Source organism: Daejeonella sp. (genome assembly GCF_046590655.1).
Taxonomy (GTDB): domain Bacteria; phylum Bacteroidota; class Bacteroidia; order Sphingobacteriales; family Sphingobacteriaceae; genus Daejeonella.
On record NZ_JBKJUM010000050.1, the window covers coordinates 1 to 21,235 of the forward strand.

Sequence of the window (21,235 nt, forward strand, 5' to 3'; positions counted from 1 at the left end):
TAAGTTGTAAGTTGTAAGTTATAAGTTGTAAGTAATAAGTTATAAGTAATAGGTAAGAAGGTTGGTATGTAGGTTTTATGCGTTTCGCACATATAACGTACAAAGTATAATTTAAAATTAGTAAGTCGTAAGTCTATACGGTAGGATATGCGTTATGCTACTTACAACTTATAACCTACAACGTAAAACTCAAATAAATGGCTCAAGTAAACATCCCCCGTCTCGACCTTAACGATTACGTTAAGGGTAGTGCAGAACAAAAAAAGCAATTTTCTGATGATATTGGAAAAGCCTTTAATGAAACGGGCTTTGTGACCATTGCCAATCATGGCATGACAAAGGAGCTCATGGATGAGCTTTACGGTGAGGTCAGGAAGTTTTTCAGCATGTCTGATGAGCAGAAGCTAAAGTATGAAATAGCAGAACTCGCCGGTCAGCGGGGTTACACCAGTAAAGGCCGTGAAAAGGCGAAAGATTCTAAGACGCCCGACCTGAAAGAGTTTTGGCAAAGCGGTCAGGTAGTTAGCGATAACGACCCGATCAAGGAGGAATACCCGGATAATGTGCTGGTGAACGAACTGCCAAGGTTCAATGAAATTACAAGGGAAGTTTACCAGCGCCTTGAATCTGCAGGCAAGCATTTGCTGCATGCTATTGCAGTATATCTAAACCTTCCGGAAAACTATTTTGATGATAAAGTTCACAATGGCAACTCTATCCTGCGGGGCATTCATTATTTCCCGATTGAAGATCCGGATAACCTCCCTCCTGATGCAGTGCGTGCCGGTGCTCATGAAGATATCAACCTGATCACCCTTCTGATTGGTGCAAGTGCAGACGGCCTCGAAGTATTAACTCGCGATGGTACCTGGTATCCCGTTAAGGCAAATGTGGAAGATATTGTAGTTAATGTTGGAGATATGCTACAGCGCTTAACTAACAATAAGCTAAAATCAACAACACACAGGGTAGTCAACCCTCCACGTGAACTCATGAAAACCTCCAGATTTTCTGTACCCTTCTTCCTTCACCCAAAAGCAAATATGGACCTCACAGCATTAGAATCCTGTATAGACCACGAAAATCCTAGAGCATATAATAATATTACTGCCGGGGATTATTTAGATGAAAGGTTGAGGGAGATTGGGCTCAAAAAGTAGTTAGTTGGTTAGTGGTTAGTGGTTAGGGCAAATCGTCTAATCTACCCGTTCTAACAACTAACCACTAACTAACTAACCAACTAACCTTTCATCTGCCCCCTGATACTCTCCTCCAATTCCGCAGGGCTCTGTGTTCCTATGACATATAAAAGCCCGTCGCGATCGGTTAGCTTGATTGCGTATTTACCGCCGGCATAAAAGTGGACGGTACCTTTTTGATGTAAATTATATACCGGATTATTTATCAGATAAGGGCTGTAAGCTGTGCGCTCAATTTTTACAATGCCGTTCAGATCGATCTTAACCATTTTGGTGGTCCACAGTCCATCGAGCACAATGCTTTTATTTTGCACCGTGGTTTTGTAATGCAGTAGAAACATCATGACTACTGAAACCACTAGAATTCCGCAACCAACGACCAGAAAGAGGGATGCATTTTGCTCTCTTTTTTCGGTTATAAAATATGCTGCAAAACAGAAAAGAGCAAGCACCAGCCTGACGCTTATCCGGCTGTAATCACGGCCCAGATATTGTTTTTCAATAAAGACTGGCGAATTCTGCATGTTCAGGTGTATTGTTCGAAGATAAAAACTTTTTTGGTGTTAGCGGTAATTTTATAGCGCTCATCGATGCGGAAACCCGCAATCCATACAATATCACCATTGCCGTTTTCAAGGATACCTATGTCATTTTTACGGATTAAAGGTACTTTTTGTTCGGTAAAGAAATCACTTAGTTTTTTCGTTCCCTTGACTCCAAGTGGCTGGAAGCGATCACCATCATTCCACCGCCTGAGAATCAATGGAAATATTAATAGATCGAGGTCCAGCTGAGCGACAGACTTCTCTCCACTGAGTTTCAAATCGCCTGTCGGAATGGTATCGCTCTTGTATGTATTTTCATTCCATTTTACTGAGGCCTGTGGATCTTTAATATAAACAGGATCTTCCGGAATGCTTTTTCTTTTGATCAGAATAACTCTGTCTCTGTCCAGACATAGGTCATGTGATGCGGAGCTAAACATTTTTCCTGGCTCACCATTCCATGCTCTCTTAAAATCACGAAGTACCGTTTCAGTAAAACCGAAAGAATGAAACAAGCCGTACAAAAGCGTATCTACCGGATCAAGGTTTTTCATGCCCCGCAGATCGATCTCGTATTCGTCAGGCCCGACTTGTTTAAACAGCTCTGATCTTAATTCCCTGACCCGATTCTTCAGCAGAGTCTCAAGCTCTTGAAAACGCTTGCGGTTAGCTTCAAATGTTTCTTCCAGTGATGGGTTTAATTTTTTCAGAACGGGAATGACCTCCAGCCGGATCTTGTTCCTGGCATATTTAGTGGATTCATTGGAGCTGTCTTCCCGGTATAAGTATCCTCTTTCAGCGACAATCTTATCTATTTCATCCCTCTTTAAAAATAAGAGCGGCCGGATAATTCTGCCCTTTTTTGGCAGTATTCCATGCATGCCTGCGATGCCAGTTCCCCGTGTAAGATTCAGGAGCATGGTTTCCATCACATCATTTTGATGCTGCGCTATTGCGATGTACTGATAATCGAAATCTGATCTTATTTCTTCCAGCCATTGGTAGCGTAAATGCCGGGCAGCCATTTGAATGGAGATATGATTTTGCTGAGAATGTTCCAATGTGTTGAATCGGGTGTTAAAAAAAGGCACATCAAGTTCTGACGCCAGGTCAGAGCAAAATTGCTCTTCAATTTCAGATTCATCGCCCCGCAGGGTGAAGTTACAGTGTGCAATACCAAAGTCAAACCCTGCTTCGTTAAAGAGCTGTGCCATAAAAACCGAGTCGCGGCCCCCGCTTACAGCAAGCAGAACACGCTCGCCGGATTGGAAAAGGGCATGTTGTTTGATAAAAGTACTGAGGCGGCTAAGTGTGTCCATCAGCTCAAAATTATTTAATTAAAATCCTTAGCCAAAAAACTATTTTTGTAAGGTGAGGAAAATCATTTTTTCTGTTCTGTTTTCTGTTCTGTCATTTGCTGTTATTGCACAAGGCACCAAGATTAAACTCCAGAGTTCTATATTGACTAAAGGTTTTCAGAACCAGGGATTTGCCCGTGTAATTGGCCCGGTATTCGAACATGACGGTTCAACTTTAGCTGCCGATAGTGCTGACGTGAATTTTGAATCAAATGTATTTGATGCATTTGGACATGTTGTAATCACCCAGCCATCGGGCACCGTTATCTATTCCGACCTTCTTAATTATAATGGTAACACTAAACTAGCAGTTCTTACCAATAATGTGAGAATGATCGATAAAGATGCTACCCTTACCACGCCTGTCTTAACATACAATATGGCCACAAAAGTAGGGACGTATAATGGCGGCGGAAAAATTGTAAACGGAACAAATGTTCTCACCAGTAAAAATGGCTATTATTTCGAGTCGACCCGTGACGCGTATTTCAGATATAATGTAATCCTTACCACGCCGGATGCCCTGATCAAGACGGATACCTTAAGGTACAATGCAAATTCGAAGATCGCTTTTTTTTACGGTCCTACGAATATCTATGGTAAAGACGACACCCTTTATACCGAGAATGGAACCTATAACACCACGAACGACCAGGCTCGCTTTGGTAAGAATAACCTCTACACTCAGGGAAGTAAATCGATGAAGGGAGATAGTCTCTTTTATGACCGGAATGCTGGCTATGGACGAGCGATCGGCAATATAACATTCATAGATACGGCAGAGAAAGCAGAACTTCGGGGAGGGGTCGGACTCTACAGAAAGGCTGATGAAAGTATACTGGTAACAAAAAATCCATATGTCGTTATCATCACTGAATCAGATTCGGCGAAAGTAGACTCTATTTGGTATACCGCTGATACGCTTTTTAGTAAGGTAGTTTATACGCGGGATATAAAACCTTTTAGAAAGGATGAGCTTAAATCCGATACTGAACTTTCAACTCTTGATACCGTGCCAAAGGTTAAACCACCCGTTACCCCGGGATTAGCTGCAACTGATGTCACTATTAAATCAGCGAATTCTGCCGCGCAGGATACTTCAAAAAAGTTGAAGCCTCTTGAACCCGATAAGAAGGTGGTACCGCCGCCCCAGGTAAAAGCCAAAACAACAACTCCAGTGGCCCTGCCCAATTCGGAAAAGTCAAAGCCAGTGATTCAGACGACTGCTCCTGCAAAAGGCGCCGCTGCTCCAGCCAAAAAAGTAAATGCGAAAGCTCCCGCCGATTCTATCCCCCTTGATACTGCAAGAAATCGGATAGTGATAGCCTATCGCAACGCTAAAATATTTAAGTCAGATCTTCAGGCTCGCGCGGATTCTATGTTCTTCAGCTATTCAGATTCAACAGTGAGGTGTTATTTTAACCCTATTGTATGGGCTCAGGGTTCCCAGCTCACCGGGGATACGATTTATCTTCAGCTGAAGAACAAGAAACTTGATAATATGCTCTTGCAGCATAACAGCTTCATCGTAAATTCAGAAGATAAAGATTCTGTAAATTTTAATCAGATCAAGGGAAAAGTTATAACGGGTTACTTCAGGGACAATAAGCTTAACCAGCTTTTTGTAGATGGTAATGCAGAAAGCGTGTACTATGTCAAAGAAGATTCGGCCTATGTTGGGTTAAATCATCAGGTCAGCAGCCGTATAAAGATCAACTTTTCGGATGGCCGACTTAGGGGAATAAACTTTATCCGCGCGGTTCAGGCATCAACCAAACCTATGAATAAATTGACTGAAGAAGATAAAATCTTAAAAGGCTTTATCTGGAAACCTAAAGATCGCCCGAAATCGAAAGAAGAGATCATACCCCAGCTAGCTAAGAAAGAAAAACCAAAAGCTGCTGCAAAGGCAGTTCCTGTGAAAACAACTCCAGCTAAAACTGCTCCTGCTAAGAAGGTGACACCGGTTAAAAAGGCATTGTAAAAGGAGGAACCTCCGCCCTACGCAAGACATGCTTTTAATGGGGTTGTCATTGCGGGGAGTTACGACAAAGCAATCTCTAATTATAGTATCATAGATTGCTTCGTTACACTCGCAATGACACAAGCAACCAGCAGCCAATACCTAACAAGCCCAATTATGTCATTGCGAGCTCAGCGCGGCAACCACCATCTTCCTTACCGCCACCGCCCGATGACTAATCCTATTTTTCTCCTCCGCATCCATCTCCGCAAAAGTCACATCATAACCCTCAGGAATAAAAATAGGATCATACCCAAACCCTTTAGTGCCGCAAATCTCCCTGGTGATGTTCCCCTCGATGGTGCCTTCAAAAAGATGTTCTTCGCCATTTAATAGTAGCGAGATCACAGTTCTGAATCTTGCCCTGCGATTCGGGTTATCGCCTAAGTTTGAAAGTACAAGCTCCATGTTTTTTCCGAAATCCCTGCTGCCTGAATAGTGAGCGGAATCTACTCCCGGTTCACCATTCAAACCATCTATTTCCAGCCCGGAATCATCAGCAAAGCAACTAACATGAAAGCGGTCGTAAATGTATCGGCTTTTTTGTCCGGCATTGATTTCAAACGTCCTTCCGGTTTCCGGAATTTCATCGAAGCAGGAAATATCTTTCAGGCTCTTTAGTGAAATTTTGTTCCCAGCAATAGCCTGGATCTCATTTAACTTATGCTGATTGTTGCTCGCGAAGATCAATTCCATCAGAAATCTTTCATTACATTCCAGAACTCTCTCTTTTTGTCTGTGTTGCTGCTCATTTCCTCCAGTCCGAATGTTGCCAGCACGTTGACATCCAGATGTTTGCCGGGATGATTAGCACCCATTGCCGGAAGCCCGATGTCGCCGGGATTTATTCCGAAAAGGATAATTCTATTGCAGCTGAAAAAATCTTTTAGCTGTCCGAAATTTGTTCCGGGATATTGGGCGAGGTTAAGAATAGCCAAATCCCTGAGCTCCAGTTTCTTTGCAGCCATTATTTTCATTAACATTTCCTTGTGAGGAGTATTCAGTTCCTTATGAGTTTTATCATCAACAAGGATAAGGAAGTACCGGTTATTTTCTCCCAGGTAGCTGAAGTTTGCTACTGGCAATATTTTTTTTGAAGTCTCATTGACAGGTTGTGCCTTTTCAGGTTTAATATTCAGCTCAATTGGTAAAACTATGTGATTATCCGCCTGAACTAGATCGCCAAGCAAATAAATATCTTCATTCATCAGAAAACGCAGTGCATTGGCATTATGAGTAATCAGTTTTCCCATCCGTAGAATTATGCAATTGTGTCTAAATGCTACGCAAAACTAACAAAGCATCTGTTAAAAATAGTTAAATGGAAGTGCCTTATTTTTCAAAAGCTTATCTTAGAGGCAATTCAGTGAAGCTGGTAAATATTCAGGGCATCAATTATAGTAACATTTCCGTTCCTATGACTTGGAAAAGTATCAGAATATTTATCTTGAGATGTCATCTCAAAAGATTAATGCGTAAGTCATTTGATTTTTTATAAATCATTGATTAATGAATTTTATCTGATAATTTTGCAGAATTGATCCGTGAGCCGGCCTCTTAGGCTGGCTATTGTTTTTGAACGGGTTGAACGAGTTAGAATGCAGAATGATCTGCTTATAGAGAATGAGAAGAATAAAAATGAGAAAGACCTTAGGAATTCTGGTTGGTTTACTGCTTATTAGCCTGGCGCAGGTGATGGCACAAACAACAGTTCCAAATACAAAAAAATCACTAGATAAAGTTGTTGCCGTTATTGGAAGCTCCATTATATTGCAGTCTGAGATCGATATGCAATACGCCCAATATTTGTCGCAGGGAAACCCGGACAATGCCGATGTGAGGTGTCAGATCCTTCAGGGATTGATCTCCCAGAAAATACTGGGACAACAGGCAATTATTGACTCTATCGCGGTTACCGAAGATGATGTTGATAATGAAATTGACCGTCGTTTGAGAAGCAGTATAGCACGTGCCGGCGGACAGGAACGCCTGGAGGAATTCTTAAATCGCTCACTTATCCAGTATAAAGATGAGATCAGGCCGGATATAAAGGAAATGCTTATTGCTAATAAGATGCAGTCAAAGATTACTGAAAATGTAGCTGTTACTCCGCTTGAAGTGAAACGTTATTTCGAGGCTATACCCAAAGATAGTCTGCCTTTTTTCAATACAGAGGTTGAAGTGGGCGAAATCGTGGTTTATCCTAAAATGAACAAAACTGAAAAAGAAGCATTTCGGGATAAAGCAGAAGCACTCAGATTAAGGATTAAGGGAGGTGAAGATTTTGCCACACTGGCACGTCTTTATTCACAGGATCCGGGTTCAGCCCGTGAAGGCGGTGATCTGGGATTCATGGACAGAACCAGCCTTGTGAAGGAATTTGCAGCAACTGCATTTAAGCTTAAACCTGCAGAGCTTTCTCAGGTAATTGAAACTGAATTTGGTTTTCATGTGCTTCAAGTAGTTGAAAGGCGCGGTGAACAGGTAAATGTGCGCCATATCCTTATAAAAACTGAAGCTGTTCCTGCAAGTATGGAAAGGGCCAAAGCACACATTGATAGCATCTATACCAAAGTGACTAAAAAAACGGTAGATTTTGGTACAGCGGCCTCATTATATTCTGATAACAACGACACAAAATACAATGGCGGAATGATGCTAAATGCAGAAAACGTTCAGAGCCGGACTACATTCATACCCTCCGACAAGCTTGATCCGGCAGTATTTCTAACTGTTGATACAATGAAAGTAGCCACAGTTTCACAGCCCACTCAATTTACTGCTCCGGATGGAAAGCAGGGCTATCGTATTCTTTACCTGAAATCTAAGACCGGTCCGCACCAGGCCAATCTTGATCAGGATTTTCCCAAGATTAAAGACGTAGCATTTGAAGATAAAAATAATCGTACTATCAGCGAATGGTTTGAGAAAAGAAGACGGGTTACTTATATTAAAATAGACTCCGAATTTCAAACCTGCTCCGAAATATCCACCTGGACCACAGCCCAAAATTGACCGAATGAAGACTTATGCAACCGATGTAGAAGCCGTAGACGCATTACATAGTTCTTATAACGAAATCAGAGATGAGATCGGACAGATTATCGTTGGACAAGATGAAGTTGTTAAGTCAGTATTAATATCCATATTCAGTAACGGGCATTGCCTGCTGGTAGGTGTACCCGGACTCGCGAAAACACTTCTGGTGCAAACTGTTGCCCAGGTTCTCGACCTGAGCTATAATCGTATACAGTTTACTCCCGATCTGATGCCCTCAGATATTATTGGTTCTGAAATTCTCGGCGAAGACCGCACCTTCAAATTTATCAGAGGGCCGGTATTTTCCAATATCATTCTTGCCGATGAGATCAACCGTACACCTCCTAAAACTCAGGCGGCTTTACTTGAAGCAATGCAGGAGAAAGTTGTGACAGTTGGCGGCCAAACACATAAACTTCCGCAGCCATTTTTTGTATTGGCTACACAAAATCCTATAGAACAGGAGGGAACATATCCATTACCTGAAGCACAGCTCGACAGGTTCATGTTTAATGTATTTCTAACTTATCCAACTTTTGAACAGGAATTACAGGTAGTCAGAAATACAACGGCTAACCGGGAGATCAAACTAAGGAAGATTCTAAATTCTTCTGAGATCAGCCATTTCCAGCAACTCGTCAGGAATATTCCCATTACCGATCATGTGTTGGAGTATGCCGTTTCACTGGCTGCAAAAACACGTCCCGGCACAGCCACTGCTACTGATGAAGTTAATAAGTTTTTAAGCTGGGGTGCAGGTCCCCGCGCCTCGCAATTTCTGGTCCTTGGAGCCAAATGCCATGCCGCTATTACTGGAAAGTACTCTCCCGATAAAGAAGATGTGCAGGCTGTTGCGGAGTCGATTTTAAGGCACCGGATTGTGCGTAATTATAAGGCAGAGGCTGAGGGGATAAGTACGGAGAAGCTAATTCAAAATTTACTTTAGCCCTCTATCACTTCTATATTAGCAATAAAGGCATTTTTATGCTCATCGGCGTAAGGACCGTAAGCATCTATCATAATTCCCTTATGACCGTCTTTACTCTCAATGGCATAAATCACTGAATTGTCTTCAGGGTCGCTCATTCCTTCAAAACGGTAATATTCCGTGATCTTCAGGTCGCTGGCACTGAATCGTTCGTTGATCTTGTCGCAAAAAAGGCATGCATTCTTATAATTGAAATCGTAGTTATAGCCGCGGCTGCGGAGCCCGTTTATGGCTTCGACGAGGTTATTGTAGTTTTCGGGACTCATTTGTAAGTTGACAGTTGTCTGTACTAATATACGGATTCTTTATGCGTTACGAAAGAGACTTATAGCCTATAAATACAACTTATTACGTCTTCAATATGCGTTACGAAAGAGACTTATAACCTATAACTTATCACTAGTGTCCATTAAAAAATAAAAAACGTTCTTTGAAATCATTGATAATCTATTAGTTAAGCGCTGTTTTGGTGCGTGACGATTTGAATTGGGTACGTTAGGCCGAGAAATCGACTTATATGAACCAGGGTAAATATGTTTTCGCACAACTGGCGGAGTTTCTGCCACAGCGTGTCTTTGACGGAATAGTAAGGAAGTATGATGGCGATAAATATGTAAAGCACTTTTCCTGTTGGAACCAACTGCTTTGTATGTTGTTCGGCCAATTGACCAATCGCGACAGTCTGCGGGATCTGGTTATCACCCTGGAAGCTCATAGTAGTAAATCCTACCATCTTGGACTGGGGAAAAGCGTTACTCGGAGCAACTTGGCTAAGGCGAATGAAAGCCGCAATAGCAGAATATTCGAGGAATTCGCTTACCACCTGATCGGGATAGCACGAGATAAACGAGCGAATGAAGACTTCGAGATCAAAGGAAAGATCTATGCGTTCGATTCCACGACTATTGATCTTTGCCTGAGCGTTTTTTGGTGGGCCAGATTTCGTAAGAACAAAGGTGGTATAAAAGTGCATACCTTATTCGATATTACAACTCAAATACCCGCTTTTATACACATAACAACCGCCTTGGTGAATGATGTGAATGGCATGGATCACCTGAATTATGAAGAGGCTGCCTACTATATTTTCGATCGCGGATATGTAGATTTCGGGCGTCTTTATGACATAACAAAACGTAAGGCTTTTTTCGTAGTACGGGCGCGGTCAGATCTAAGGTATCGAAGAATGTATTCCCGCAAAGCAGACAGATCAGCAGGTGTATTATGGGATCAGATTGGCAAACTGGTCAGCTTTTATCCGCTGAAAAACTATCCTGAGAAACTCAGACGAGTGAAGTATTACGATCAGGAAAGCAAAACAACATTTGTGTTCCTAACCAACAATATGGAAATCACCGCACTACAAGTTGCTCTTCTTTACCGCAAACGCTGGCAGATCGAACTCTTCTTCAAATGGATCAAACAGCACCTAAAGATCAAATCTTTTTGGGGAACCTCCGAAAACGCAGTTAGAATCCAGATTTATTCTGCAATCACAGCCTATTGCCTAGTGGCAATTGTAGCTGAAACGCTAAAAACGAGTCGAACAACTTACGAGATATTACAGGTGATTGGGGTTTCCCTACTTGACAAAACTCCTATAAATGAGCTACTTACCAAAATAGATTACAAAGATGTCAAAGAACTAAATTGTAAACAACTGTCACTCAGTCTCTTTTAAGTGGACACTAGTGATAACTTATAACCTACAACTTACTCCGCAGGCGAGAACATCTCCACAATCACATTCCATTTAAACCCTTCCTGTGATTCCCAGATCCGCACGTAATTGTACTTAGCTGTTTTGGTATTAGTGGTGATTTGTGCGGTTCCATAAGAAAATGCCAGATCGCTGCCGATAGAGCGGTTAGCATATGCGGGTTCAGAAAAGATATTGATTCCTTGATCGTATATAAATTTACTGATGTTTTCTTTGCCGATAATAGGCTCTGTGCCGGGAAATATTAATCGGGCTTCATCCGCCAGAAATGTATTGTAACCTAAGGCGGTGCTTTTAGTATGGGCGTTGGCAAGCAGTCTGTCAGAAGCAAGGATCATTTCTTCTCTTTGTTTTAAACGTACAGGGGAAAGCTGTCTGAAAAACCTGGAATCTTTGGCATCTGTAAAATCCATCCTGGGTTCCTTGATTGGTTTAGGATGCGGCGTTCCAATGTCTAATGCAAGTTTCCAAATTCCTTTTCCATTCGCGCGCCATATCGAGAGATATTGTCCGTACGTTTTGGAACTATCGCTGAAAGCTGTATAAATATAGGGTCCCGTAGTAAAGCCCCAATCACCGCTGCGGGAAATTCGGGCGTAAGACGGTTCCCAAAGCAATTCTCCAGGGTCTAACTGCTTTTTATCATAGAAATCTTCCGCATTAACCGCATTAGGCCGAAAAACCAGCGTTTCATTGTCAGATACTCTTAAAAACCCCTCTCTGACGCCATTTTCTTTAGCCTTAGCTGCAAAATAATTTTCTGCTGCTACCAGAGAACTTACTTTCCCGTTACTTGGCTGTGCGAAACTATTTAACGTGATTGAAACCAGTAATGTAATTGGGACTGTGAAGGATTTCATGTAAAACTTTATTTATTCCTCCGTGACATAAATAGTGCCAATTGAGTTGATAGCTGATAATTGACCGTTGACCGTTAACAGTGAAAGTTCACCTACACCTTTCACTTTCACATTTAAACCTTATTCCAGATAGTAACATTGTCCTTATTATCTTTCAGCTGTATCCCAAGCGAATTTAGTCCAATCCGGATCTTATCGGAGGTGTTATAATCCTTATTTGTTTTTGCTTCTGAACGAAGACCGATGATAAGATCCATGATTTTACTAAAATCATCAGTTTGATAATTTTCTTCTTTAAAACCCAGCACTTCGATAACGAAATCATTCATTAGTTTTTTTAGCCCTTCGATATCGGATAGTGTTGCACTTTCTTTGCCATCATTTACACTATTGATGAGATGAGCGGCTTCAAAAAGTTCAGCAATAAGTACCGGACTATTGAAATCATCGTCCATGGCCGCATAGCAACGTTTTGAAAGACTACCAGGATCAATTGTTGAATTGCTGGAAGGACTAAGTTTGTCAAGCAGGCCGAAAGCATTCATTAGACGTTTAAATCCTTTATCAGAGGCTTCCAGTGCTTCATTGGAAAAATCAAGCGTGCTTCTGTAATGAGCCTGAAGCATGAAGAACCGTACTGACATTGGAGAAAAACTCCGGCTAAGAAGCTCATGCTTTCCTGAAAAAAGTTCTCCGGGCAAAAATCCATTGCCTTTCGACTTCGACATTCTTGCCCCGTTAACAGTCAGCATATTGGTATGCATCCAGTATTTTGCAGGCTGTACGTGATTGCAGGCTTGTGATTGCGCAATTTCATTCGTGTGGTGAGTTGCTGCCAGATCCATTCCTCCTCCGTGTATATCGAAGCTGTCACCCAAATATTTATTGCTCATTGCTGAGCATTCAATATGCCATCCGGGAAAACCTACACCCCAGGGAGATGGCCATCTCATGATGTGCTCTGGCTTAGCTCTAATCCATAGGGCAAAATCAAGCCTTCCCCGTTTTTCATTTTGTCCGCCTAATTCTCGCGTATTCTCCAGGAGATCGTCAAGCTGGCGGTTCGTAAGAATAGTATAATTATATTCCTGACAATATTTTTCTACATCAAAATACACATTACCACTAACTTCATATGCATATCCATTTGAGATGATCTGCTTAACCATTTCTATCTGTTCGATGATATGACCCGTTGCTGTAGGCTCAATGTCCGGGGGAAGCGCGTTGAAAAGGCGCATCATATCATGGAATCCTATGGTATATTTTTGTACGATCTCCATTGGCTCAAGCTGTTCAAGCTTAGCCTTTTTAGCAAATTTATCATCACCTTCATCCATATCACCCTCAAGGTGACCAGCATCAGTGATATTCCGGACATAGCGGACCTTATATCCCGAGTGAAGCAGATAGCGATAGATCAGGTCGAACGAGACGAAGGTTCTGCAGTTCCCCAAATGTACATCACTATAGACAGTAGGTCCGCAGACATACAGGCCAACGAATGGTGGATTTACGGGTTCGAATTTCTCTTTGATTCTCGTAAGTGTATTATAAATGACCAGGTTGCTATCCATGGTGCAAACATAAATATTGAAAATCGATTTTAGGGGTACAGTACGTTTATTTTAATTGAAGATCGGTTCGGACGGGATAATGATCTGACAATTTTTTCTTGACTATGAGATAGTTTTTAACAGTAAACTCGGGCGATGGAAGAATATAGTCGATTTGAAAATTCGGAAACTCTCCATTGTATGTGATTCCAAATCCGCTGCCTTTTTCACGAAAGGCATTCTGCAAACCCTTGGAAACTTCCTTTACAGTGTAGGAGATGGGAGTATCGTTAAAATCACCTGCAATAATATAAGGTGTTTTACAGCTGTCGGCATGTGATCGAAGAATTTTTACCTGAGAAGCACGTTTAATAAATGCGAGTTTTAAACGGCTTCCGATCTTACGTGAAGACTCAACATCCGTATCGATTTGCTTTGTAACCTTTTTAAGGTATTGATAATCCTCAGGCTGGAAGCTAATGGATTGAAAGTGTACATTATATACCCGGAAGATTTTGTCAGCATAATTTATGTCAGCATAAACCGCCTCGTTCCAATTCATCGTTTTTGCAAAAACAACTTTTCCCGTTCTTACTATTGGGTGTTTGGAGAATATCGCAGTCCCGGTAGCCTCATAACCATTGTCAATAGTTGGTTGAAAGAAATAATGCTCACTTTTTAATATTTCAGGTATAAGTTTCCTGAAGTTATAATCTCCCCGCTGCCGACTGAAAAATTCCTGGAAGCAGAGCACGTCTGGTTGCTCTTTTTTAATGATGTCAAGAATTTGATCCTTGGTAAATTTGTCATTCTTGTCGCCGAATTGCTTAAAGTTATGGACGTTGTAGGTCAATATCCGAATGAAGCTTTCAGATGATTTAGGTACCATTATACCAGAGCTTTCCCGAAATCCGACATAACTTGACAAGACATTCCAGCCTGCCAGGATCATCAGTAAAGAAAGGAGGGCGTACCTCGGACAGCTTATGAGCCAATAGATAATGAAAACCAGATTTACCGCCAGTATTGCCGGGTAGGCGAGTCCGAAAAATGCCGGTACCCAGAGGTCATTAGGATCTGTGTAAGAGGAGAGATAAGCAATGAGAAGGGATATGACTGCTGCAATATTACCAACGAGTACCAGCTTGTTGAAAATATTCAAACCCGACCGCTTCTTTTTCTTGCGCATTATTTTTTGCTTGCTTTAAATAGTTGCTCTTTTTCCGTTTTCGTCAGGCTGTCGTAGCCTGACTGCGAGATCTTATCCAGTATGCTGTCTATAATTTCCTGGTCAGGGGGTCCCGCCACAGGAGCGGATGCTGTCTTTTTGCTTTTAACTACTTTAAGCTTGCTTCTGCGTTTTAAGATATTGCTGAAATCTGTTCCACGGTTTAATTGCTGAATATATACAAAGCCTAATACTGCACCGCCAATATGTGCTATACTGCCTCCCGGTTCGGAGCTTATACCGATTATGTCAAGAACGAAATAAGCGAGTGCGAGGTACTTCAATTTAACCCGGCCTAAAAAAAGCAGCTGTATGGTAAAATCAGGAACCAGCGTGGCAGTGGCTACAACAACCGCCATCACACTTGCTGAAGATCCCAACAGAATGGATCGTTCCACTGTGCCGCTAAATACCGGCAGAAAATTATATGCAAGCAGATATAAAATAGCTCCCATTATCCCACCCGCCAAATAGGTGAAAATGAACTGCCTTTTATTCAAAAAGTCGAGAAAGATCAGTCCGAGCCAGTACAGCCAAAGCATATTGAACAGTAAATGGAAGAATTCCCTTTGAGTGAACATGTAGGTAAAAAGAGTCCAGAATTTGTAGGGGAGCTTTTGAAAATAGCCTGGCATGGCAAGTTGTAGCTCCAGCCAGTCGGCAGCAATATCACTTCCACTCGTTAAGAATTCGCCCGCAGCTAATAGATTGATGGCGAGAAACACCATCACATTTATCCCTATGAAAAGATAGAGAGGGCTTCCCGACTTGAAAACCTTGTAATATAATTCGCTGAAAATTGACTTATTCATAGAAAGCGATCATTGCGGCGAAGACCCCATAATTTTACTAAAATAAATCCGAATAAAGCTCCTCCTAAATGCGCGTAGTGTGCTATCGAATCTCCTTCAATTTGTTTGACGCCGAGGAAAAGCTCCAGCAGTATATACGTAGGAACAATGTATTTCGCCTTAATTGGAACAGGAATAAACATGATCATTAATTCCACGTTTGGAAATAACATTACGAAGGCTATAAGCAGTCCGAAAACAGCCCCTGACGCACCGACCATTGAGGATAAGTAGATTCCTAATAACTTGGAAGCCTGCTCCTGGTCCATGTTTTCAGGATAACTGATTGTTCTTTTGGCGCTATCGATGATATATGAACCGTCGTTCACAATACTTCCGGTAATCCCGTAAACTTCAAATGCCTGAACAATCATTTGTAATGCAAGGGCACCCAATCCTGTAAGAAGATAGAAATTCAGAAAGCGTTTGGAGCCCATAGTATACTCCAGTGTAGTTCCGAATGAATACAAAGCAAACATGTTAAACATGATATGAAATAGTGATTGATAACTATGCATAAACATGTAGGTCACTACCTGCCAGATCCGGAAATCAGGGCTGTCAAAGTAATGAACACCCAGAAGTGTTGTCATAAATTGTCCGCCAAACATCATCATGGCGATGTAGAAGATGACATTGATTATAAGCAGGTTTTTGACAACCGGCGGAATATTAGCTAATGGATTCATATATGCGCGTCTGGCTATTTCTCAAATCTTTGTATTAACTCTTCGATTGTAAATGTACTTATTATGGGCTTTCCGCTAAGCGATATATTTGGCAACTCGCATCCAAACAGCTCGTCAATCAGGGTATTCATCTCCTCAGCGGAGAGTGCCATGCCTGTCTTTATGGAAGTATTCCGTGCCAATGCCCGGGCCAGACTATCCCTTTTGTTTAGCTTCAAAGCACTTTGGTTGTTCTTAAATCCTTCAATCAAATGTTCCAGCATTTCAACTTCGCTGATATTTGGCCCAATATCAGCGGGGATACCTTCGATGATCAGCGTGTTCTTACCGAATTCTCTGATTTGAAATCCAAGCGACTGTATATCAGGTAATAGGCCTTTTACGAGTTCGAAATCTGACCCGTTTAATGTAACAGTCTGAGGAAATAAACTTTGCTGGCTTGCTCCCTGCCGGCTTTCCAGTTGCTGGGCAAAGCGTTCATATAAGATCCGTTCGTGTGCCGGCTGCTGGTCTATCAGCATAAAGCCCGACTTGATTTGGGAAATAATGAAACGGTTATGAAGCTGAAAAATCTGCTTTCCGGTAGAGTGAAGGTGCTGGTTCTCGGCATCCATCTTCCGGTTGCCAGGGAGCTCAAATTGCTCTTGACGGGCCTTCGGATCTACGATGTCGTAAAGGGAGCCCCAGTTTTTCATAACGCTTTTACGTTCTTCTCCGGCATTTCTGAGAAACGGAATTTCCCGTTCATTCTTAGCTGAAGTGAAGGGATTAAATTCGGGATTGTAAGCAATTTGAGGAGGTATAATATCTTCGTGAGCCTTTGTTGTTATCATTTGACTGAAACCAGTTTCCTGATTAAAATCCAGGGTTGGACTTATATTATATTTTCCCAGCGAACGCTTTACTGCCGAACGAATGATGGCATAAATTGCCTTCTCATCCTGATATTTTATTTCGGTTTTTGTGGGATGAACATTGATGTCGATTTTCGATGGGTCGATATCAATGAACAAAACATAAAGTGGATAACTGTCGGATGCTAAAACTTCTTCATAGGCATTTAGAACAGCATGGTTAAGGTAGGGATCCCGGATAAATCGGTTGTTTACAAAGAAAAATTGTTCTCCACGCGTTTTTTTAGCGAATTCAGGCTTGCCAATATAGCCCTTCAACCCTATAATGCTTGTTGTTTCTTCAACAGGAACCAGCTTTTGATTGTAAGCGTTTCCGAATAGATGCATAAGCCTTTGTTTTAAGCTACCTGCAGGTAAGTGATAGACTTCATTGCCATCATGATGGAGAGTAAAAAATACCTCAGGGTTTGCCAATGCCACACGATGAAATTCATCATTAATATGTCGCATCTCTACGGGATTCCCTTTCAGGAAATTTCGTCGGGCCGGGGTATTATAGAAGAGATTTTTAACGCTGATACTGGTTCCCGGCATGGCAGAAACAGGCTCCTGGCTTATTAATTCAGATCCTTCTATACGTATGCACGTTCCAAGCTCATCCTCATAACGCCGGCTTTTGAGCTCAACCTGGGCAATAGCCGCAATTGAGGCCATCGCCTCACCACGGAAACCCATCGTGCGGATAGCAAAAAGATCTTCAGCCTTCCTGATCTTGGATGTAGCATGCCGCTCAAAGCACATACGCGCATCGGTCATACTCATCCCGCATCCATTGTCAATGACTTGGATCAGTGATTTACCGGCGTCCTTTATGATAATTTGAATTTTATCTGCACCCGAATCTATGGCGTTTTCAATCAGTTCTTTTAGCGCCGACGCAGGCCTTTGAACCACTTCTCCGGCAGCGATTTGATTTGCTACCGAATCAGGTAAGAGCTGTATAATATCAGACAAATTGTTTTCCTTTTGTATAATGTTGATTAATGAGAGCAAACCGTAGGGAGGTTTTGGCTCAATACGGCTCATTTTGATTGATCTGTATTACAGCATTTCAAAGCCTAAAGATAAGGTGTTTTAATCGTTCAGAGGGATTATTGACGGAAGGATTTTCAACATTTTAGAAGGGATTTGTTTATACTCTTCAGGATTGGATGGGCTGTTCCCCGACCTGGTCGGGCCTGCCTGCCGGCAGGCAGGGATCTCGTGCAGACGCAGCGCAGCTTGCGTCCTCTGGATATTTCAAATCCAACAGACTTGAAACTACAGCGGAGCATCTAATCTGCAGGCTATATTTGCCCATTGACACAGTGGCTGGGGCCATGTGCCCTTGACGAGATCCATCCCTGTTCTGGAAAGTTCAACCTAATTATTTAGGATATTCTTTCCTACCTGATAATAAGAACTATTAAAATATTACCAAATAATAGTCTACAAATTTGGTAGACTAAATATACTTTATATTTTTGTCCATATATTTTAATAGCTGGCGATCAAAATAATGATAAGAATTATACTTTTTTTAATATTAATGTTTTTACTAAACCAGCAGGTTAACGCTCAAAAAACGGTTACTAAACAAAATTTATACTGGCTACGCTATTATAATCAACTTTCGTTTAATAAGAAGATGACATGGCATAATGAAATTGATGAGAGACGCTTTTTTGATAATAACAGGCACCAGCAACTCATTATTCATTCTCGTCTTCATTATAAATTTTTAAAGAATTTCGATGCAGCTTTCGGACTTAGCTATTCATCTCAAAGCCCTCAGGATCCACACTCTACTTCAAGATTGACAATACCTGAAATTCGACCCGTACAGGAAATTAATTACAGTAATCCAATCAGTTCAAAGTTAAATTTGCAGCAAAGGTTAAGAATTGATGAAAGGTTCATACATAAAAATAACGGTTTAAATCTTCTTGAAGGCTATAATTTCAATATCAGATTCAGATACAGGATCCAGATGAGTTATAGGATAAATGGGATTGAAGATAAAGTTCCTCTTGCCGCAAAAATTTCAGATGAGCTTATGTTTAACTCTGGAAGTACGTTCGCTGGTAGACGATTTGATCAGAACAGAATTTACACTGGCTTTGAAGTTGGGCTTGTTAAAAACCTGTCCGCCGAACTTGGTTATCTCCATCTTTATCAGCAAAGAGCAATTATCAATCAATTTTTCGAGAGAGACATACTTCGGTTAACAATATATCACAAAATTCAAATTTAAAGAGATGAGTGCAGAGAATTTAGAACGTATTAAGGCGGCCGAAGGCCGGTCAAAATCTATAAGACATCTTTGGTACGGTGTTCCTATTGTATTAATGGTTGCTCTAATGCTTATATTAGTTTTCAACTATCACGAAAATTTTTCGCTGGCAGGCATTAAGAATGGTCTGGACTATAATTTCCTTATTTTCCTATGCATAGGCATTTTTGCCCAGCTGGTAGATGGAACATTAGGTATGGGTTATGGCGCAACCTCCACTTCATTCCTGATTTCATTTGGAGTTCCGCCGGCCACAAGTAGTATGGGAGTTCATGTAGCTGAGATGTTTACAACCGGGGCTTCTGCCATTTCTCACCATAAGTTTAAAAACATAAATAAAAAGCTGGTGCTAAACCTGCTTATCCCAGGGGTTTTAGGTTCTGCTTTGGGGGCATATTTATTGGCTGATATAATAGATGGGGATATAATTAAGCCATATATAGCTATTTATATGATTATTTTGGCGGTAATTATCATCGTTAAAGGCTTGCGTCGAAACATCCAAAAGAAGAAAACGAAAAGAATCGGGTTTTTGGCGGCGTTTGGAGGTTTTATGGATTCAATAGGCGGTGGCGGCTGGGGGCCAATTGTAACGTCAACCCTCATGGGTCGTGGAAGAAATCCCAGATACACAATAGGGTCTGTTAATACTGCTGAATTTGGGATTTCATTTGCCAGCGGCGTCACATTCATACTTTTTGATGGTATTGGTGGCTGGCCTTTGATTGCCGGGCTAATAATCGGCGGGGTAGTTGCAGCCCCAATTGCTGCTTATTTGGTTAATAGAATTCCAAGAAAACCAATCACTGTATTAGTAGGACTGTTACTTATTTTTCTAAGCCTGAGAACGCTTGTGAAAATTTACATCGTCTGATTTCAGAATTAATCCGTTTAAAAAACCAACATACAGCTGATGTTAGCTTCAAGTATAAATCATCTCCGGACAGTCTTTAATTTTAGTATTAAATAAATGAATTCCTATTAGATGTTTAATGAACTTCACGGTAAGATATTCGCTGAAGGATCTGACGATCTATTTTCTGAAACTAGGAACATGGGGCTTCGGAGGTCCAGTTGCTTTGGTAGGCTATATTTATCGCGACCTTGTAGAAGATAAAAAATGGTTGACAGAGGAAGAATATAAAGAAGGACTGGCATTGTCCCAGCTGGCTCCCGGCCCTCTCGCCGCTCAATTAGGAATTTACATAGGGTTTCTGCATTACAGGTTACTTGGGGCAACGTTGATCGGTTTAGCTTTTGTGTTGCCATCGTTTATCATGGTATTGCTGTTGGGAATGGCCTACAAGTTATACAGCGGGCTTCCGTGGATGCAAGCGGTATTTTATGGAGTAGGGGCTTCGGTGATTGGAATCATCGCAATCAGTGCTTATAAACTCACCATTAAATCCATTAGTAAAATTAACTGGCTATCTATTAAATCAAACTGGCTGCTCTGGGTTTTCTATTTGATGGGTGTCATCATTACCGTTATTATCCAGCGCGAGGAAGTATTATTTTTTCTTTTGGCGGGCTTAGTCTTTATGTTCATAAAAGCTCCTCCTCAATGGTTCAGAAAACCGATATTACCTTCAGTCTTAGTAGTTGGTATTGGTTTCTGGGATTATAATAGCGATGTCCTGATTAATATAGCACTGTTCTTCACTAAGGCGGGAGCCTTTGTTTTCGGAAGCGGATTGGCTATAGTTCCCTTTTTACATGCTGGTGTCGTGCAGGAATACCGGTGGTTAACAGAGGCCGAGTTTATTGATTCAGTAGCAGTCGCTATGATCACTCCTGGGCCGGTCGTTATTACTGTGGGTTTCATCGGTTATTTGGTTGCCGGCTTTCCTGGCGCAACGGTAGCTGCCTTAGCAACCTTTTTACCTTGTTTTCTGTTTACGGTTGTTTTAGCGCCATCATTTAAAAGAATAGTCAAAAATCAAAGTGTCAAGGCCTTTGTTGATGGAATAACCGCGGCAGTAATTGGTGCATT

General features: G+C 41.5%; 19 protein-coding genes. 8 read left to right on the forward strand and 11 right to left on the reverse strand.

Annotation, left to right across the window (positions count from 1 at the left end):
* Positions 1-197: 197 nt before the first annotated feature.
* Positions 198-1,160 carry an isopenicillin N synthase family dioxygenase gene (locus tag ACLL8Z_RS05550; RefSeq protein ID WP_411273772.1) on the forward strand — a complete coding sequence of 321 codons (963 nt, stop codon included), beginning with the start codon at positions 198-200 and terminating at the stop codon, positions 1,158-1,160.
* Between the two features lie 80 nt (positions 1,161-1,240).
* Here ACLL8Z_RS05550 and ACLL8Z_RS05555 read toward each other — a convergent pair whose 3' ends face one another.
* Positions 1,241-1,723 carry a hypothetical protein gene (locus tag ACLL8Z_RS05555; RefSeq protein WP_411273773.1) on the reverse strand — a complete coding sequence of 161 codons (483 nt, stop codon included), beginning with the start codon at positions 1,721-1,723 and terminating at the stop codon, positions 1,241-1,243.
* A gap of 2 nt (positions 1,724-1,725) precedes the next feature.
* Positions 1,726-3,063: a tRNA lysidine(34) synthetase TilS gene (tilS, locus tag ACLL8Z_RS05560; RefSeq protein WP_411273774.1), complete on the reverse strand. Its 1,338-nt coding sequence runs from the start codon at positions 3,061-3,063 to the stop codon at positions 1,726-1,728.
* A gap of 52 nt (positions 3,064-3,115) precedes the next feature.
* Here tilS and ACLL8Z_RS05565 point away from each other — a divergent pair, with 52 nt between their 5' ends.
* Positions 3,116-5,086, forward strand: a complete 1,971-nt coding sequence (locus ACLL8Z_RS05565; protein ID WP_411273775.1) for an OstA-like protein — start codon at positions 3,116-3,118, stop codon at positions 5,084-5,086.
* A gap of 159 nt (positions 5,087-5,245) precedes the next feature.
* On the opposite strand, the gene rdgB is transcribed toward ACLL8Z_RS05565, so the two are convergent.
* Complete coding sequence (gene rdgB, locus ACLL8Z_RS05570; protein WP_411273776.1) at positions 5,246-5,821, reverse strand: RdgB/HAM1 family non-canonical purine NTP pyrophosphatase; 576 nt, start codon at positions 5,819-5,821, stop codon at positions 5,246-5,248.
* On the reverse strand, positions 5,821-6,378 hold the full coding sequence (locus ACLL8Z_RS05575; RefSeq protein ID WP_411273777.1) for a hypothetical protein: 558 nt from the start codon (positions 6,376-6,378) through the stop codon (positions 5,821-5,823). Before ACLL8Z_RS05575 ends, rdgB begins: the two co-directional genes overlap by 1 nt.
* Before the next feature lie 385 nt (positions 6,379-6,763).
* Between ACLL8Z_RS05575 and ACLL8Z_RS05580 the strand changes: the two genes are divergently transcribed.
* Together ACLL8Z_RS05580 and ACLL8Z_RS05585 are read left to right on the forward strand one after the other, a co-directional pair.
* Positions 6,764-8,140, forward strand: a complete 1,377-nt coding sequence (locus tag ACLL8Z_RS05580; protein ID WP_411273778.1) for a peptidylprolyl isomerase — start codon at positions 6,764-6,766, stop codon at positions 8,138-8,140.
* Positions 8,141-8,144: 4 nt separating this feature from the next.
* The gene (locus ACLL8Z_RS05585; RefSeq protein ID WP_411273779.1) at positions 8,145-9,110 is read left to right on the forward strand and encodes an AAA family ATPase; all 966 of its coding nucleotides are present in this window, start codon (positions 8,145-8,147) and stop codon (positions 9,108-9,110) included.
* On the opposite strand, the gene ACLL8Z_RS05590 is transcribed toward ACLL8Z_RS05585, so the two are convergent.
* Complete coding sequence (locus ACLL8Z_RS05590; protein ID WP_411273780.1) at positions 9,107-9,418, reverse strand: phosphoribosylpyrophosphate synthetase; 312 nt, start codon at positions 9,416-9,418, stop codon at positions 9,107-9,109. The genes ACLL8Z_RS05585 and ACLL8Z_RS05590 overlap by 4 nt on opposite strands.
* 251 nt (positions 9,419-9,669) lie before the next feature.
* Here ACLL8Z_RS05590 and ACLL8Z_RS05595 point away from each other — a divergent pair, with 251 nt between their 5' ends.
* Complete coding sequence (locus tag ACLL8Z_RS05595; RefSeq protein WP_411273781.1) at positions 9,670-10,833, forward strand: IS4 family transposase; 1,164 nt, start codon at positions 9,670-9,672, stop codon at positions 10,831-10,833.
* Positions 10,834-10,865: 32 nt separating this feature from the next.
* Here ACLL8Z_RS05595 and ACLL8Z_RS05600 read toward each other — a convergent pair whose 3' ends face one another.
* From ACLL8Z_RS05600 to mutL, 6 genes are all read right to left on the reverse strand, one after another.
* Positions 10,866-11,732 (reverse strand): hypothetical protein, encoded by an 867-nt coding sequence (locus tag ACLL8Z_RS05600; RefSeq protein WP_411273782.1) that lies wholly within the window; start codon positions 11,730-11,732, stop codon positions 10,866-10,868.
* Between the two features lie 113 nt (positions 11,733-11,845).
* Entirely contained in the window at positions 11,846-13,309 is a 1,464-nt protein-coding gene (cysS, locus tag ACLL8Z_RS05605; RefSeq protein WP_411273783.1) for a cysteine--tRNA ligase, read from the reverse strand.
* 46 nt (positions 13,310-13,355) lie between these two features.
* Positions 13,356-14,477 (reverse strand): endonuclease/exonuclease/phosphatase family protein, encoded by a 1,122-nt coding sequence (locus tag ACLL8Z_RS05610; protein WP_411273784.1) that lies wholly within the window; start codon positions 14,475-14,477, stop codon positions 13,356-13,358.
* Positions 14,477-15,328, reverse strand: coding sequence for a rhomboid family intramembrane serine protease (locus ACLL8Z_RS05615; RefSeq protein ID WP_411273785.1), 852 nt, complete (start codon positions 15,326-15,328; stop codon positions 14,477-14,479). Before ACLL8Z_RS05615 ends, ACLL8Z_RS05610 begins: the two co-directional genes overlap by 1 nt.
* The gene (locus ACLL8Z_RS05620) at positions 15,325-16,056 is read right to left on the reverse strand and encodes a rhomboid family intramembrane serine protease (protein WP_411273786.1); all 732 of its coding nucleotides are present in this window, start codon (positions 16,054-16,056) and stop codon (positions 15,325-15,327) included. The genes ACLL8Z_RS05615 and ACLL8Z_RS05620 overlap by 4 nt, the downstream gene beginning before the upstream one ends.
* Before the next feature lie 14 nt (positions 16,057-16,070).
* On the reverse strand, positions 16,071-17,924 hold the full coding sequence (gene mutL / locus ACLL8Z_RS05625; protein ID WP_411273790.1) for a DNA mismatch repair endonuclease MutL: 1,854 nt from the start codon (positions 17,922-17,924) through the stop codon (positions 16,071-16,073).
* A 574-nt stretch (positions 17,925-18,498) separates the two neighbouring features.
* Here mutL and ACLL8Z_RS05630 point away from each other — a divergent pair.
* The 3 genes from ACLL8Z_RS05630 to chrA all read left to right on the forward strand — a co-directional run.
* Complete coding sequence (locus ACLL8Z_RS05630) at positions 18,499-19,203, forward strand: DUF2490 domain-containing protein (protein WP_411273787.1); 705 nt, start codon at positions 18,499-18,501, stop codon at positions 19,201-19,203.
* A 4-nt stretch (positions 19,204-19,207) separates the two neighbouring features.
* Positions 19,208-20,116 carry a sulfite exporter TauE/SafE family protein gene (locus ACLL8Z_RS05635; RefSeq protein WP_411273788.1) on the forward strand — a complete coding sequence of 303 codons (909 nt, stop codon included), beginning with the start codon at positions 19,208-19,210 and terminating at the stop codon, positions 20,114-20,116.
* A gap of 118 nt (positions 20,117-20,234) precedes the next feature.
* Positions 20,235-21,235: chromate efflux transporter (chrA, locus tag ACLL8Z_RS05640; RefSeq protein WP_411273789.1), on the forward strand; the 1,001-nt coding region annotated here is incomplete at its 3' end.